Here is a 16628-nt window from a genome sequence, read left to right on the forward strand (position 1 = left end):
AAATCAGATATACGGAGAAGAACATGAATAAGAATTCAACAGTAGGTAGACCAACTCAGTATACCGATAAATTGGCGAAAGAGATCTGCGATAAAATTGCATCATCAAGTAAAGGCACAAAAAAACTCTGCGCTGAGCATCCTCACTGGCCATGCCAAGCTACTTTATTTACGTGGCTTAAAAATAATGAGGACTTTTCAGAGCAATACGCGCAAGCAAAAATATGTCAGATTGAATTGTTGGTTGATGAGATTATAGAGATCTCTGATGATGCTTCTCAAGATCAGCATGTGAATAAGCAGAGAGAGTTAGTATCAAATCCACAAACCGTACACAGGGCACGGTTAAAAGTTGATACTCGTAAATGGTTAGCAAGTAAATTAGTTCCAAAGGTATACGGTAATAAAGTAGATATTGAAAGTGATAACAGTATGTCAGAAGAGTTACGAAAGTTAAATGCTAATCTTGAAGCTAAATATACTCGTGACTATTAAACCCTCGTTGAACAACGAAGGGAATCTTATAGCAACATACATGAGGTTCTACCATGGAATTCAGGGGGGTATATCCCTACATAAAGGTGGGGTATCTACATGCACGGGAGTCCAGCCTGTCTGCAAGCGGGAATATTTTCTATAACTTTAAGTGTTGTATTTAGAATACTTATTTATCCTGATTAGGGATTACAAACACAAATTTTTCTGTACCATTCTGAATCTGGGGTATATACCAGTATTAATTGTGGTGATTCTAAGAACTATAAATGCAATAAAACAAGACATAGGAAAAGATGACAACTATATATTGTTTAAGAGATTTGAACCCCTATGTGATTTAAATATAGAAAATAAAGACAATGGTTCCCCTGTCTCTGCGAACATCTTATAAACTGTCAGAGGAATCCAATGACCGGTTTCATCCAACATTGAATTCATCAATCCCGCCAAAACTCATAAACCTAAAAATAACCACGAAAGAAGATATATACTTCCGGAAAAATACATATTAGCTTTCAAGATTAACCCGATAATGATTTTTTTAATATAACTTAAGCAATTAGTTCTCCCTTATTCTAAAAGTTCGAAGCCCAATTATAAATGCATTCAAAATAGCCAGGTTTTCAGCTATGTATCAGCGATCACTATTTTTCATCATTTTAAGTTGCTCTTCTAAAATTTTATTTTGTAATTCAAGTTGCCTTTGTTCTGCTCTTAGTCTTCCTGCCTCCTGAGCAATTCTGTATCCCTCATCAAAACCGTCTGAGGCACTCTTTGATGAGGAGTCTAGCAGAGGAGCATTGGAAAAATCTGTAAAATTTATAGCAGCATTTACATTGTTAATGATTATTAAAAATAATGTGGCTATTAATAAATTCAACTTATTCATGGTAAAATTTCTCTTTAGTTAGTTAACATTTAATTCAACTGAAATACCTTCATCAGTCTCTCCACTAATATGACCATAGCCATCCCACTGTCCGTTGAAATCGTGATTATTTCCATTTTCGTCAGTTAATTCACCGCTTACATCCCGCTCTCCATTGTATGAATAAATTATTCCTTCTAATTCAATTCCATTTTCATCTTCTCCACTAACATAATAAGTATGATCAAATGCAAAACTGCTAAAATTTACTAAACACATCAAGACAGCAATTGTTGCTCTCATTATTAATCCCTAGTAACAAACATTATTATGGCAATGGACACCTGAATAAGGATTCCCAGCTCTATGTCTTCTGACATAAGTACCATTTTTTTTGAAATAAGGTCTTACAGTATGAGCTCTTCCATACGAAGAGCCATATTTGGGTGGAGAATAATGGTAACGATAACTTTTCGCATGTAGGAGATTAGTAAAACTAAAACAAAAAATTAATACACTTGATAAGAATATTTTGGACTTCATTGATACCTCTTAATATTAAAAAAACACTAAAAAATTAATCTTTATAATAAGTTAAGTCATATTTTTGGATCAAATAATTCCTTAATGATCACAATTAGACCAATCCAGGCGAATACTAAGAAATCCTTAGTATCCTGTCAAGCAAAAAACTAAGAATCTCTTAGCATTAAATAGATATTATTTTAGGCAAAGAGAATGGCAAATTCGCCATTACCCAAAAGACTTAAAGAAGCCCGAACAGCCGCTGGCATGTCACAGAAGCAACTTGGCATCGCTGCTGGTATGGACGAGTTTTCAGCAAGTCCTCGCATAAATCAATATGAGACAGGCAAACACACTCCTGATTTCTTAACATTAAAAAGAATTGCTATGGTTTTATCAGTACCTACAGCTTATTTTTATGCAGAGGAAGACGATTTAGCTGAATTGATTAGGTTATTTTTTCTAACACGCACTAATTGAAAGTAAAGGTTTTTTCTAAAACTATTTTCATTGAATCCTTTTTCTAAATTCAAAAAATCAATCGCAGTCTTCAAAGAAGCTCTCACAGACACTTCAACTATGAAACAAAAGAATTAAAATTCTATATAATTTTAAAGTGGAAGATATACAAGACATTCCCTGGCCACCGGACTGAAAAAATACAAAAATAGTTTGATTGTCTCTATAAATAAAAGTGAACATGCAAAAGACAAGAAAAAAATTACTTGTTGGTCTAAAATTAAGTATAGCAGGACTGAACCCATTTGAGCTTAGCTCATCTATAAAAATATAGATTAGAGATGGGTGTAGGTTCTGCATTCTTTATGATCGAATAATACCAAGAGGATCCCCTTTCAGTATCCCTTTTAATGCCAATACACCTGGTTCATCAAGTATTGAAAAGGACTTATGAAGACCCAATTTATTTTTAGATTCTAAGTGTTTTTCACATCTTAACAACGCATATGCACAAGCATCGGCTAACTGAATAAAAATACAATTTTTTGAATCTTTATATATTATATCCTCGATTATATTATCGACTGTAATATTTTTTGCGAAAGTGCCAGTGTCTGACCAAAACTCTGATATCTCTTGATTACTTGGTATAAAATTATGGGTTGCCATTTTGCGGCGTAGTTTTGTAAGGTTACTATGTCCTTGGTCACAAAAAATAAGAGCATTACTTTTCCATGTTTTTTGCATGGTCGTCTGAATTCTATTTAAAAGCCTTTCAAAACAACGTAAATAGTCACAATTTTTATCCACAGCTGCAAATATTTTAATATCAGGTAATTTAACAGTAACAGATAAAATATCATTAAAAATTTTTACTCGTTTTTGTTTATTAATTCTAAGTGGTGAAATATTTCCTCTTCCAGACACAAGTTTCCATGAATGCAATTCTTTATAAGTAGGTATTTTATATTGATGCTTCAACAACCGACGAAAACTTTTTATAGATTGAAAGGATGCTTTCCAATTTTCTTCTTTAATGGCTAGAGCAACAAAAAGTGTAATTTCATTATTACCAGAGTCATCAATATAGATAAAATACATTTTGTGCACTCCTTAAAAGAACTATACTTTAATTATAGTATCTACAAATTATTCTCCTCTTGTGGAAATCTTATTCGAGAAGTATATATCGATTAGAAACCTAAATTCTAAAATAAAAGTATTTTTACTGAATATCACATTAATGTGCTTTTTCTCCCCCCACATTTAAAACAGACAATAGATTGTTTCCTTAAATATTTATCGATTAGAGAAAATAAGCATATAATATTACTTTCCGTTTCTTGTAATAAAACTCGGATTGATTCTGCATAACCATCTAATACTAGCTCATATTTTTCTTTTACTTCTTGAGCACATGGATTTAAAGGATTTTGTAAAATAAATGAATTGATATCTTCATACTTAGCCAATGTAATATTATTTGTTTTAAATGAATCAATTAAACTCTTTACGTGAATATAAGTTTTAATAATAAGTGCTCTTAAATTCTCATCAATAATTGTCCCCAATAATGGCGCCTGCCCTTCCAACACTAAAAAATAATTTTGTTCTATAAAGTAATAGGACATAATTGGTCCATCTATTTGTTTAATTGTCCCAAAAGAATTATTAAACCTTTCCTGAAGAACAGTGATTTCGGTTTTAATTGAAAGAAGCAATGCATTAATATTGCGCTTATGCTCTTTCCTCTTTGAATATTCCTGCAACCAATATGTAGTTACTACTGCAAAAACCGCCCCAAAAAAGCCAGAGATTAGGTTACTCCACACTTTGCATATCCTTAATAAATGCAGATATATATAGAATAGATGACCCTATTAAAAGAACATAATTTTTCTTATCTTTTCGTAAGCATTCAAATCGGGTATCATGCTTAACGTTGGGTAAGATTTTGGGTAAGCTTTGAGTCCGTATTATTATAAGCCAATAAAATAAAGGAATTGCGTGTGGGTTCGAGTCCCACCCTAGTACCATTAAGATATTTTTGGCTCATCCCCAAATCCGGGGGCACTAATCAAGAACACCATAACTTTCAAAATTGCTGACCTATAAGCATCTGAATTTTAAATAAATAACACAAGATTCAGCTGACATGATGTAGAAATTGGTATATTGGTTAAAGTTAAGAACCCCTACAACCAAAATTCATAAAATCAAAATGACCCTTTAATGATCACTTAATATACTGATGATACAATTTATATATTAAAAATCAAAACTAAGGGTTGTCATGAGAAATTTAACTTATTCTGAACGTGTTAAATTGACTAAGCTCATTCAAGAAATAGCGTCAAAAAAATACGACGGGGAAGCACTAGAGAAACTACATGTGGAAGCGATGAAACTTGCTCATGGCAATCCCGACGAGATTGATCTTTGGCATCGAGAGAAAACGTTTGAAAATACCAAAAAACTCAATAAAGTTGTGGATGATTTAAATCGATATGTTAATAATCAACTTAAAACAGAGAAAATGATTATCTCTGCCGCAAGTAAACTTCTTTCCGACTTTGAAGATGCTGAAGCGGATGCCAAACAAGCAATTCGTCTAGCTAGTGGCGATCCTAAAAAGTACGACATTTATGAAAAAGAAGTAAAAGAGTACTTTGAGTCCGAGCTAAGCAAAGAGATTAATCTGCGTAAAAAATCTGGTGAAAAGGTTGATCATCCCAAAGAAATTTTAGACAAACAACAATTTATCAAAGATGCAAAGAATATTGTAAATACCATAGCTAACACCTTAATGGTGACATCTCCTGAATTTAGAGAAAACCGTGTTGCTTACATTAAGCAAAGTTTAGAAAATTCAAAATACAATGCCAAGTTTATTGATCGTGATGGTCAAATGCAATTTAGGACCATTCGTCCAGAGGGTGATTATGGGAAGCCAGAAGTGGCATTTAAAGAAGGATTAGCACCTCAATTCGTCAGTATGTGGGCTTTCCAATCAGGAGTCATTAGTAAGCCTTATGTAAATGATGTATTTGAAACAGAAGGCGAAAAAATTGGCTGGTCTGGTGGGATTACGTCAACTTCCGCCAACTTAAAATTTTGCGCCGCATTTGATTTTGCTGCGAGTTATGGTATCCAAGATGGCTATATCTATGTCTATGCCTGTGATGAAGCCGCTTCCGTTGGGCGTCATATTAGTTTTGGTGTAGGTTATGATGGCAAAGTTGACAAAGGAATGGGAATAGAACGAAGTAATGCTGAGGCAGCAATGGAATATATGTTACCTTTTTTATCTCCTGAGCGGATAATTGGCGCTAGGGAAATTAAAAAAGACGGTTCTCTAGGTGAATTTTTTCCAAATCCGAATGTGAAGCAAAGTGCCTATGGTGATACCGAATTTCTAAAATTGATGCTTTGTGAAAATGTTAATGAAATTAAACTCATCGAATACTTAGAAAGGCGAAGTGTAGAAATTTTACATAAGGACAATGATTTCGAGTATACCAATAAAATGGTTAAGCTCTTTAGCGAACTTACTCCTGAACGACAAGCTGTTGTATTAAAAATTGCTCACGCTTCTCATATAGCATTAACTCATCAACTCACAGACAATTTAGACCCAACACTCAAAGAAACTAATCCATTGAAATGGGATATGTTACATGGATTAAAGTTAAGTAAAGACCCTGAGCACCCCATTGAAGTATTGCCTAAAATGATGAGGCTGGCATTATCTCACGAACAACAATTAACATTAGATACGCATTTGGAAAAACATTCTAAATTACAAGTAAAATCACATTTTGGATTTGAATTTGAAAGGGACAAACGCACAACAAAAGACAAATCTCCAGAGAAGATTCATTATCCTCAACCACGTTTCTTTAGACAACAACAAGAACAACCTACCACTAAAGATACTTTGGAAGAGATAAGTAAAATTACTCCCCAAAATCCAAGCGGTTCTAAATAATTCTTATCGTTGATATGAAAAGCATAATGCTTTTCATATCAACAATATTAAGAAAAAATTATCATTATATTGGTATTTAAAGTTATATTCATTTACAATTGCTTCAAGTTTTATCAATTTTTGGTATCTTTATGTATAAAAAAGTAGAATTAACAAATAATATTCTCTCGAAATTATTTAAACCTTACGACAAGGATTATGACCCCAAGATATTTTCTCCTGCTTTTGAATCAATTAGCCTTAATCTTCAAAACATTTGCAACATCTACGGAAATATCCCAAAAACGTGTATTCGACTGTTAAATCAGCTTAAATTACCTTTTGATGATCGTGAATATCTACAAAAAGTGACAAATCCTATTCGATTTTTTGGTGTAAGAGATCGCAATGAGTCCTTTTTCACTCTGGCTCAAAGTTTAGAAAGCTTAAGAATATTACTCAGTCAAGATGAACAAAAACTCAAAGATCTGTTCGCAAAAGATATCGAACTTATGCCCGGAGATGATAAAAGTAAAGCCTTCGCGCGTATCGTAAGTGAAGTTTGTTCAAAGGCAATTGATATGACTATTGCAGACATACAAGCCCAAATGGACTGTCCATTTCACGAAAATACTTCTACCCCATCAAAAATAGGGATGTGTGTCTAAGCACTAACAAGGTAGAAATAAGAGCAAAAATGTAAAAATCATGCTCCCTACAAAGGGGGCAGCGTTCCAGCTAACGCCAACACCAAGTAAATGCCCCTAAAAAAACTCTTATTCTGTTAAAAAATCTTGTGCATGATTAAGGCCGTTCTTATTTCACCCTAGTCTTTACACAGCTTCTGTAGCACTCACTTAACTAATTTTTGTATGTTGCTTCACATGCTGTTAAAAAAAACAGGTTTTTGTGAAAAACAGACAAAAATGATGCTATGAACACTCATATAAGCATTTGATCAATCCATAAAAACTATTTTTTAACAAAATCATCTCTCTATCGTATTGGGAGAAATAAGCTAAAATCAGCATGTACTGTTCTTTTCAAATCTCACATTATATAACAATAGTATCCTTCATGATTACCATTAGTTGTCTACAATTTACTCATTTCTAATCTATAATTTTAAATTAAAATACCAATTTAAAGGATAATGACAACGCATTTTGGAGAAAATCATGGGATATATCATTGCATGGTTGTTAGGCGTTCCGGTTAGTTTATTAGTATTAATTTGGCTAATTTCTCATCTTTAGAATCAAGGATACTTATATTATGGACAATCAAAAATGTTATAAGACTACGATTACTGATATTCATTGGACCCCAATTTTTGCCGGTGCATTTGTTGGTGTTGGTTTAGGCTTTTTGCTTGATATTTTTAGTATGGCGATTGGTTTAAGTGCATATACTTCCTCTCCTAAGGGTACAACTGTTGTTGCAATTGGGGGCATTCTAGGATTATTAATCGGCTCCATCGTATCAATGGGTGTAGCAGGATTTGTTACCGGGTATTTAGCACGATTTTATCATTGCTATTGCCATGGAGGTGTAATTTATGGATTCATTACTTGGAGTTTGGGTTTAATGTTGGGTGCTTTATTAATCATACCAATGATGCATTATGTTTCCTTTCATCAAGAAAATTTAGATCCGGCTTTGACACCTACACAGATTTCTACAGCAGATGTAAATGTATCTGTTTCTTCTCAGCAAAACTCATCAGAGCAAAAAATACTGCACGGCAATCCTCAGCATTTGGCTTGGAGTGGATGGATTCTTTTCATTCTATTTTTTCTTAGTGCTTTTTCAAGTTGTATTGGAGCTTGTTATGGAATGCGTTGTGACAAAGAAGAAAATAATAAACACTCCCACGCGTGAACGTATTATTCGTATTCAGTTTATGTCGTCTGAGTTTACAGATACCGCAATCTGAAATTTATAGATTGCGGTGATTTTTTATGATTATTTAATGTCTTTAGTACAAAATTATATAACAATCAAAATATGAAGTGTCCATTTAGATAAATAACAAACCTACGATCCAAGTCCATGTGGAACGCAATGCCAATATTAATAGAATTAAAATAATAAATAAAATCAGATTCATAAAAACTTTAATAAGGTCAGTTGGCATTTGCTAGCTCGACACAACACTGCCGTTAGGTTAAGAAAAAAGTAGGTTGGGCCTCTAACAAAGACGGTTAAGCCACAACAGGGCTCAATGTTGTCGCCAGGCCCAACCTACAGTCTCAAACACACTTTCCTTAACTTAATGACATCGGGGGAGCAAACGTCAACAGAGCCTGGTAATAGCTGATAATCATTTTAAATTATTTGTTCAGTAGACCTTCAGGCTGGATATTAGAGTGTTTTTCAAATTTGCCTAATACAGAATTACCCAGCAGGTTATCTGTTTGATTATCCTTTAAATAACAATAAAGTTCTTCCTTATTCTTTATCGCAAGTACTTAAATGAAGCTGGTATTAAATTTTCCCAGCTTCATTTAATAAAAATTACTCTTGTGTTTCGCAAGTAATTTTAGTGCAATCACGACAGTTTTTGACCGCAAAAGCGAACGATTCGGTTGCTGAGCCTTGTGTATTAGCCATCTTATCATCTGCAGCTTTATCTCCTGCAACATCACTACTACTTGCATTAGTGGTGCAAATCCATTTAGCATTTAAATCAGTTTTTGTTGCAGAAAAGGCCACAGAAGAAGCTATAATAAAAAAACCTATAATTAACTTTTTCATAACATCTCCTTGTTTAAATATCCATTTATAATATTTGGTTTCCTCTAGGAGGTCCCTTGACGACTTATCAGTCTCATCTAAGTAATCGGAATATTTCTAGTGAGAAGTCTCAATGACTGTAAAGTCATCATTAGTTAATTTACCCCAATTTTGTGCTTTATTTTTTATGGGTTAACTCCTAAAGTATAGGGTATTGTTCAAAAACAATCCAATCCTAGGTGTCTCTTGAGAAACTTATTCGAGATATTATTTCATTAAAAGTGGCGCGCTCTTATCCAATTTATCCCGCAGGATTAAAATTCCTTTCCTTATCTATAGAAATTACCTCTTGCCTATTTTCTTTTGTTTGTTCTTTGATTTTGATTAAGAAAGGGATAAAAAACAAAGCAAATACAACAGACAGTTGGTACAATCCCACCCATCCAATATTCATTTGAATCATCGCTGCCAAGGGACCTGAGATAATGCGAGGTAAAGTAGATAATGCCACAAGTAAAGAAAATTGAGTTCCAGTATACTGTTTATCTACCAAGCGCATAAATAAAGCGACTAATGCTGTAGAGCCCATGCCCGCTGCAAAATTATCAAAAAATACTGCCACTGATAATAAAATGACATTTTTGCCTATTATTGCTAACGCAACAAATAAAATATTAGTTAATGCCTGCAACAAACCAAAAAAGAATAATGAACGATACAATGAATAATTCATCAACAAAAACCCAGCACATAATCCGCCCAGCAATATAGAACCAACTCCGAGTATTTTATTGATATATCCGATAGTATCTAAAGAAAAACCAAGTCCTTGAATGAGAAACGGCATTACGATACCACTAGTAGTCGTTGTAAAAGCCTCTCCTAATTTATAACAAAAAACAAAACATAAAAGAGGAATGACTCCTTGACGTGATAAGAATTCTTTCACAGGTGCTATAAATGATAATGCAAAATTACTCTTTTGTTGGACGGCTGCACTTGGCTCTTCACTACCAAAGACAGCAAGCATCCCTACTATCATGAGACAACCCATAAAGCGATAAGTAAAAGCCCAACCTAATTTCTGTGCCATAACCAAGGCAAAACCGCCGGACAACAGCAGAGCAAGTCGATAACCTAATACCGCTAACGAAGCACCTAAACCATGCTCAGCCATTGGTAAATATTCAGCTCGATGCGCATCAATTGCAATGTCTTGAGTTGCAGAAAAACAAGCCAAGGCTAATGCGAGCAAAGCTATTAACTTAGGATGCTGTTCTGGAATAAACCACGCCATCAAGTTAAAACCAAAAAGTAATAAACATTGCATTGCAAAGATCCAACTTCGCCTTTTACCCAAATTAAATAATGAGTAACGATCAAGAATAGGCCCCCAGAAAATACGATAAGCATAAGGTAAACTGATTAAACTTAACGTTCCAGTCACAAAAACAGACATTCCACTGTAGGCAAACCATGCTTGCAGTGTACTACTGATTAAGGCCATGGGTAAGCCAGAAGAAAAACCTAAAATGAAAACAATAAAGAGACGCTTGTTCATCATTAAGATCACTCAAAGCGGTGAGGATTTGCAACTTAAGAAGAGCTCACTCCCAAAATGGGAGTGAGTATGGTGAGAAAGAAAATTTCCTCACGAGATTAGGCTGCTTTTTTTACTGAAATCAAATGAATTTTGAAGATCAATGTTTCATTTGGACCTATAGGGCCACCTACACTACGTGGGCCATAAGCTAAATCTGCTGGAACATAAACTTCCCATGTAGAACCAGAAGGCATTAATTGTAATGCTTCTGTCCAACCAGGAATTACTTGAGATACTTGAAATGTCGCCGGCTTGCCTGCTTTTTCAGTACTGTCAAATACAGTACCGTCAATTAATGTACCAGTATATTCAACAGTTACAGTATCTGATTTACCGGGTTTCGCACCAGTACCAGCATCAATAATTTTATACTGCAAACCACTTGGTAACACTACTATTCCAGGCTTTGATTTGTTAGCAGATAAGAACGCTTCACCTTTCGCTTTGTTCTCTTCTGCTTTTTTATTAAATTCAGCGCTACGCTTAGCCATCAAATCTTTCTGAAATTTACTCAGAACATCTTTCATTTGTTCTTCAGTCAAAATCAATTGAGCACCAGACATTCCATCTTGCATTCCTTTAGCTAATACGTCTGGATTAATGTCAATGCCTTGATTTTTAAAGTTTTTTCCTAAATCAGCACCAATACTATAAGATAATTTATCTTTGTCCGTAGTAAGCGATGTAGCATCAGTTGCAGCCATTGCTGTAGACATTGCCAACCCCATAATGGCCGCAGTGACCAATTTCATCTTCATAAAGAATCCCCTTGTAGTCTTTCTATTGTGCCTATCATCCTATTATTTGAATAGTAAATAGGAAATTATAAAAAAATATCTCTATAATTCTGCCTAAATTCGCATGAAATTACTAGACCTTAAATCAGATTAATTGTAATTATATTATAAAGAGTCTTAAATTAAGCCTAGAGTCTGTTTTTTTATCTCTATTCTGTGGATATTGACAGCATGACACACACACACTTCACTATAATTAAAATAGACAAATAAAGAAGATCGCTCTACACTTTGCACTAATTATAACTAGAGATTTAAACCCCATGAACATCAGTGTATTTGATTTATTTTCGATTGGAATTGGTCCTTCAAGCTCTCATACTGTAGGTCCTATGCTTGCAGCTAATGCCTTCTTAAAATTACTTGAAGACAAACAACTCATAGATCAATCTCAACGAATTAAAATTGAACTCTATGGTTCCCTAGCTTTAACCGGAAAAGGCCATGGCACTGACAAAGCTATTTTAAATGGCTTAGAAAATAAAGCCCCTGAAACAGTAAATCCAGAGTCCATGGTACCTCGTATGCAGGAAATTCTTAATTCGCATACTCTCCATTTAGCAGGTAAAAGAAATATTCCCTTCAACGAACAAACTGACTTTCTTTTTTTGCAAAAAGAGCTGTTACCTAAGCACACTAATGGTATGCGCTTTTCTGCTTTTGATGGACTAAATAACTTATTAATAGCACAAGTCTATTATTCGATTGGCGGTGGTTTTATTACTACGGAGGAAGAATTTTCAAAATCTACGGAGGATACAAATCCGCCCCCATATCCATTTTCAACCGCATTTCAGCTCTTAGATCTTTGTCGTGAACATAATTTGACTATAGCCGAACTAATGATGGTTAATGAAAAAACTTGGCGTAGTACGGAAGAAATTCATCAAGGTATTTTAGACATCGCCAAAGTAATGGATGATTGCATCATTAACGGATGCAATCACGATGGGATCTTACCCGGTGGTTTAAATTTAAAAAGACGCGCTCCAGATTTATATAATAAGTTGATGCATCAAAAAGGAGTAAAAAGCATCTTCGAACAAGCCGATATTATGAATTGGTTAAATCTTTACGCTATGGCAGTTAATGAAGAAAATGCTGCGGGAGGACGTATTGTTACTGCCCCAACGAATGGAGCTGCAGGAATTATTCCGGCTGTACTTAAATATTGTCAACAAGCACATGATAAAATGAGCAGTAAAGATATTTATACTTATTTCCTCACCGCAGCTGCTATCGGCATCCTTTATAAAAAAGGCGCTTCTATTTCTGGCGCTGAGGTAGGCTGCCAAGGTGAAGTTGGTGTTGCGTCTTCTATGGCCGCAGCAGGTCTTACTGCTGTCCTTGGAGGAACTGTAGCCCAAGTTGAAAATGCAGCTGAAATCGCAATGGAGCATCATTTAGGGATGACTTGTGATCCGGTGTTAGGTTTGGTACAAATCCCATGTATTGAACGAAATGCGATGGGAGCTGTAAAAGCAGTTAATGCAACACGAATGGCACTCATAGGCGATGGCCAACACCAAATCTCCCTGGATAAAGTGATTAAAACCATGAAGCAAACAGGGATGGACATGCAGAGTATTTATAAAGAAACCTCCATGGGAGGTTTGGCTGTTAATTTACCAGAGTGTTGACAATGAGGGCTCTTCGCGCTTAGAGCGTTTCTCCACTAATGCTGCAAGTCCTGTCAATCGATGTTTTTCTACCATTTCATTAAATGGCTTCACATCCTCTTCAGAATTGAATGAGGAGGATATTTCGTGTATTTTTTCGCCTAGCTTTTCCATTTTTTGATTCACTCTCATATTCCTATGCTGTAGAAGTCCTGTACGGTCTTCAACAAAAAACAAGTGCTTTTCAATTGATTTCCAAGCCCGATCCCCTTTAGTATTTACAACTTCATCACGAAGTTCCGTTGAATCACGCACTTCTTTCTCCAAGGAAGGAACAGATTGTTTAGTACGTAAAAGCCTAACGGGTAAAGGGCCTACTATTAAATTGAAATCATACATGTCTTGAAGTTCTTCCTTGGTGTAACACATAGCTACAGCATCGCGATAGGTTTCCAAAGTATATTTTGCCACATGTTCTTGTTCTTTCTGCTGATGAGTGCGCATATAAGCATAAATTGGGTGGTATTTATTTTGATTTGATAACATCGCGATACTATCTGTCGTAAAATAAGCACACCCACGACCAGCATTTTGTAAAACATCTGTAGGTACATAAACGTGGAGATTGCATATTTTACTTAAACGACCGAACTCCATCTGATTGGCTAATAAATTGGTTAATACTAGCGATTGTACAAAGCCCAAAGGATCACAGACTAAAATATCTAATGTAGGACGTTCTTTTGCTTTGAAAGCAAACTCTAAAAAGGACCAATGATTTAAATGAGCACTACCATCCCATTTTGAAATAGCAATTTGAAACCGCATATCCTCATCACAGTTTTCTATCATTTGATCAATGATATAAGCTAATTCATCAAGTTCATCAGTACTCATTGCAAACGCATTAAAGCCATCTCCTCCTTTTTCAAGCCGCGTTTTTTCTTTTAGGTGCAAGAAAAATGCCATCAGGTCTTCTGAAATAGTGCCTGGTTTATCAACCTGAGCTAAAAGTTCTTTAATTTCTGCGATATTTTTCATAATAAAAATTAATTAATAATAAGTTGCTTCATTATAAAAAATGAAACACACTTAATCAAAATAAATACGATTAGGTATATAAAAAGTAATTTCGACTAATTTCGATGCCTTCACAAATGAAATAAAGTCTATGAAATCACTTGTTTAAAAACCCAAGCATTAGATGAATCTTGAGTAAAAAATAAATCACTTATTGCATAACCTACAACCGCAGCTAAAATATCATCAAAATAAACGAGAGGAACTCTCTCTCTTAACCAAGGCGGTATCCCCCACTCCTGAAAAAGTTTTTTTAAACGTTTCGTCTGGCCATGCCAAAAGAAATCCTCTCCTCCTCGCCTAAATCGAATAAATAGTGCTACATTCTGGGGAATGATTAAACCTTGATTAGCCTTTTGAGCTATTAGTTTAATTTCCGAATTACCTACATTTAATGGCAAAGGAAATTCTGTCCACTCTATCTCAGAGGGTAAATTGCATCTATTTTTTTTATTCAAATAAAGATGATTTTGATAACGACGAACGCAAGTATTTCCCCAACTTACTATAGGAACTGCATCTTGACTGGAAAAAATAACTTCATGAATCAAACGATGAAATGTAATCGTTGAAGGCAATTGTATTTGATTTTTTTTCAACCAAACCCTCAAAATATTCACTATTCGATCGAAACTTAATTTTTTAAGTGGTTCAATAGCTAACGCCTTATCAGCTAAAATATTTTGACTCTTATCTCTCTCATTACCATTAATCCTCATTCCAAGCTCTGCTGAAAGAACATGCTCAGAAAGAGGCTTATTTTTTATTTCTTTCAAGGAAAGATCAGTCATTGCCAATACATCCAAATTTCTTTGCGCTTGTTGGCAATGACTTGCCGTTCGTGCGATATTTCCCACTACTTTAGGCCATTTATTCTTCAACAACGGTATAATTTCTTGACGCACATAATTTCGAGAATAAGTAATATCACAATTACTCTCATCTTCAACCCAATTTAATTGATGCAAAAACGCATAATGTTCCAATTGCTGACGATAATTCTGTAAAAAAGGTCTCACAAGCCGCCCAAGCCCAAATTCGGCAAGTTCAGGCATGGCGGCTAAACCATCAACGCCTGCTCCTCGAAATAATTGTAATAAGACAGTCTCCGCTTGATCATCCAAATGATGGCCCAATATTAAGCAATCTTGTTCTTTGACCAAAGTGGAGAATACGGAATAACGTGCAATTCGCGCTCTTTCTTCAATATTGGCTGAGCGATCAAATTGTACGGATTGTGACCTAAAAAAAATACCCCATTTCTGGCAAAACTGTTTGCAGTGTTCTTGCCAAAAATGGGCATTTGCATTGATACCATGGTTTATATGTACTGCAACTATCTTATTGAATAGGGGCGGTTGGGCAGCAAGAGCATGCAAAAGTACAGTCGAATCAAGCCCCCCACTAAACCCCACAATTAATTGATTAAACTGCTTGAGACGCAAAACCCATTCCGTGCTTAATAAAGCTTTAATCACATGCCCCCATCGCCATAAATTTTTGATACCTGCTTTCAACTAATTGATCTAAAGGCATTTTTCTTAATGTGTGCAACTCATTAACCAAAATATTTTTCAAACGTGTAGCCATTTCATCGACATTACGATGAGCACCACCTAATGGCTCAGGGACTACTATATCAATTAACTTATTTTCTAAAATTTTATCTGCAGTAATTCTCATGGCCCGCGCAGCTTCACTGGCTTTAGATGCATCTTTCCAAAGAATCGAAGCACAGCCCTCAGGTGAAATTACTGAGTAAATTCCAAATTGCAGCATCAATATCCGATCACCTACACCAATTGCCAAAGCACCTCCAGAACCTGCTTCTCCAGTTACCACACAGATAATGGGTGTTTTAAGTCGTGACATTACAAAAAGATTTCGAGCTATTGCTTCAGACTGATTTCGCTCTTCAGCCCCTATTCCAGGATAGGCTCCTGCCGTATCTATAAAAGTAAAAATAGGTAATTTAAATTTCTCAGCCATATTCATTAAGCGTAAAGCTTTTCGATATTCTTCTGGACGGGCCATCCCAAAATTACGATATACTTTTTCTTTGGTACGCTTTCCTTTTTGATGACCTAGCACCATTACTGGCTCACCGTTTAAGCGTGCTAAGCCTCCAATAATTGCTGGAGCTGCAGAGCAGCTTCTATCACCATGTAACTCTTGAAAATCAGTAAAAATACGTTCGATATAATCAGTAGTCTGTGGCCTAAGTGGGTGTCTTGCCATTTGAGCAACTTGCCACGGCTCTAAATTGGAGAATACTTGAGCAGTTAGCTCAGAGCATTTTGTTTGAAGTCGAACTATTTCATCACTTAAATTTACTTCATTATCATTACCAACCATTCGAAGTGCTTCAATTTTCTGATTTAACTCTTCGATGGGTTGCTCAAAATCCAAAAATTGTCGGCTCATTGAATACCTTTTGGTGAATTAAATATCATGGTATATGATAACCTTAACCGTTA

General features: G+C 35.1%; 16 protein-coding genes. 6 read left to right on the forward strand and 10 right to left on the reverse strand.

Features of this window, described 5'->3' with window-relative positions; translation table 11 throughout:
- Nucleotides 1–23 precede the first annotated feature (23 nt).
- Nucleotides 24–494, forward strand: a complete 471-nt coding sequence (locus tag EL220_RS10510) for a terminase small subunit-like protein (RefSeq protein WP_027271228.1) — start codon at nt 24–26, stop codon at nt 492–494.
- 637 nt (nt 495–1131) lie between these two features.
- Here EL220_RS10510 and EL220_RS10515 read toward each other — a convergent pair.
- Together EL220_RS10515 and EL220_RS10520 are read right to left on the reverse strand one after the other, a co-directional pair.
- Nucleotides 1132–1386: a hypothetical protein gene (locus EL220_RS10515; RefSeq protein WP_027271227.1), complete on the reverse strand. Its 255-nt coding sequence runs from the start codon at nt 1384–1386 to the stop codon at nt 1132–1134.
- 18 nt (nt 1387–1404) lie between these two features.
- Complete coding sequence (locus tag EL220_RS10520; protein ID WP_027271226.1) at nt 1405–1668, reverse strand: hypothetical protein; 264 nt, start codon at nt 1666–1668, stop codon at nt 1405–1407.
- Between the two features lie 435 nt (nt 1669–2103).
- Between EL220_RS10520 and EL220_RS10525 the strand changes: the two genes are divergently transcribed.
- Nucleotides 2104–2370 (forward strand): helix-turn-helix domain-containing protein, encoded by a 267-nt coding sequence (locus EL220_RS10525; RefSeq protein ID WP_027271225.1) that lies wholly within the window; start codon nt 2104–2106, stop codon nt 2368–2370.
- A gap of 342 nt (nt 2371–2712) precedes the next feature.
- Here EL220_RS10525 and EL220_RS10530 read toward each other — a convergent pair whose 3' ends face one another.
- Both EL220_RS10530 and EL220_RS10535 read right to left on the reverse strand, forming a co-directional pair.
- Nucleotides 2713–3450 carry a DUF3800 domain-containing protein gene (locus EL220_RS10530; RefSeq protein ID WP_027271224.1) on the reverse strand — a complete coding sequence of 246 codons (738 nt, stop codon included), beginning with the start codon at nt 3448–3450 and terminating at the stop codon, nt 2713–2715.
- 134 nt (nt 3451–3584) lie between these two features.
- A complete protein-coding gene (locus tag EL220_RS10535; protein ID WP_027271223.1) occupies nt 3585–4181 on the reverse strand; it encodes a hypothetical protein in 597 nt (198 codons plus the stop codon).
- 461 nt (nt 4182–4642) lie between these two features.
- Here EL220_RS10535 and EL220_RS10540 point away from each other — a divergent pair, with 461 nt between their 5' ends.
- From EL220_RS10540 to EL220_RS10550, 3 genes are all read left to right on the forward strand, one after another.
- A complete protein-coding gene (locus EL220_RS10540; RefSeq protein ID WP_027271222.1) occupies nt 4643–6337 on the forward strand; it encodes a hypothetical protein in 1695 nt (564 codons plus the stop codon).
- Between the two features lie 131 nt (nt 6338–6468).
- Nucleotides 6469–6984, forward strand: coding sequence for a hypothetical protein (locus EL220_RS10545; protein WP_051544733.1), 516 nt, complete (start codon nt 6469–6471; stop codon nt 6982–6984).
- Nucleotides 6985–7591: 607 nt separating this feature from the next.
- Nucleotides 7592–8197 (forward strand): hypothetical protein, encoded by a 606-nt coding sequence (locus tag EL220_RS10550; RefSeq protein WP_027271221.1) that lies wholly within the window; start codon nt 7592–7594, stop codon nt 8195–8197.
- Nucleotides 8198–8833: 636 nt separating this feature from the next.
- On the opposite strand, the gene EL220_RS10555 is transcribed toward EL220_RS10550, so the two are convergent.
- The 3 genes from EL220_RS10555 to EL220_RS10565 form a co-directional block, all read right to left on the reverse strand.
- Nucleotides 8834–9073: a hypothetical protein gene (locus tag EL220_RS10555; RefSeq protein ID WP_027271220.1), complete on the reverse strand. Its 240-nt coding sequence runs from the start codon at nt 9071–9073 to the stop codon at nt 8834–8836.
- Between the two features lie 280 nt (nt 9074–9353).
- On the reverse strand, nt 9354–10613 hold the full coding sequence (locus EL220_RS10560; RefSeq protein WP_027271219.1) for an AmpG family muropeptide MFS transporter: 1260 nt from the start codon (nt 10611–10613) through the stop codon (nt 9354–9356).
- Nucleotides 10614–10711: 98 nt separating this feature from the next.
- Nucleotides 10712–11413, reverse strand: a complete 702-nt coding sequence (locus tag EL220_RS10565; protein WP_027271218.1) for an FKBP-type peptidyl-prolyl cis-trans isomerase N-terminal domain-containing protein — start codon at nt 11411–11413, stop codon at nt 10712–10714.
- A gap of 302 nt (nt 11414–11715) precedes the next feature.
- On the opposite strand from EL220_RS10565, the gene EL220_RS10570 reads away from it, so the two are divergent.
- Complete coding sequence (locus EL220_RS10570; protein ID WP_027271217.1) at nt 11716–13092, forward strand: L-serine ammonia-lyase; 1377 nt, start codon at nt 11716–11718, stop codon at nt 13090–13092.
- Here the strand turns inward: EL220_RS10570 and EL220_RS10575 are convergent.
- The 3 genes from EL220_RS10575 to EL220_RS10585 form a co-directional block, all read right to left on the reverse strand.
- Nucleotides 13078–14112: a hypothetical protein gene (locus tag EL220_RS10575; protein ID WP_027271216.1), complete on the reverse strand. Its 1035-nt coding sequence runs from the start codon at nt 14110–14112 to the stop codon at nt 13078–13080. The genes EL220_RS10570 and EL220_RS10575 overlap by 15 nt on opposite strands.
- Before the next feature lie 128 nt (nt 14113–14240).
- Entirely contained in the window at nt 14241–15629 is a 1389-nt protein-coding gene (gene tilS, locus EL220_RS10580) for a tRNA lysidine(34) synthetase TilS (RefSeq protein ID WP_027271215.1), read from the reverse strand.
- A complete protein-coding gene (locus EL220_RS10585) occupies nt 15622–16575 on the reverse strand; it encodes an acetyl-CoA carboxylase carboxyltransferase subunit alpha (RefSeq protein ID WP_027271214.1) in 954 nt (317 codons plus the stop codon). The genes tilS and EL220_RS10585 overlap by 8 nt, the downstream gene beginning before the upstream one ends.
- Nucleotides 16576–16628 lie beyond the last annotated feature (53 nt).

The organism is Legionella sainthelensi (assembly GCF_900637685.1).
Taxonomy (GTDB): Bacteria; Pseudomonadota; Gammaproteobacteria; order Legionellales; family Legionellaceae; genus Legionella; species Legionella sainthelensi.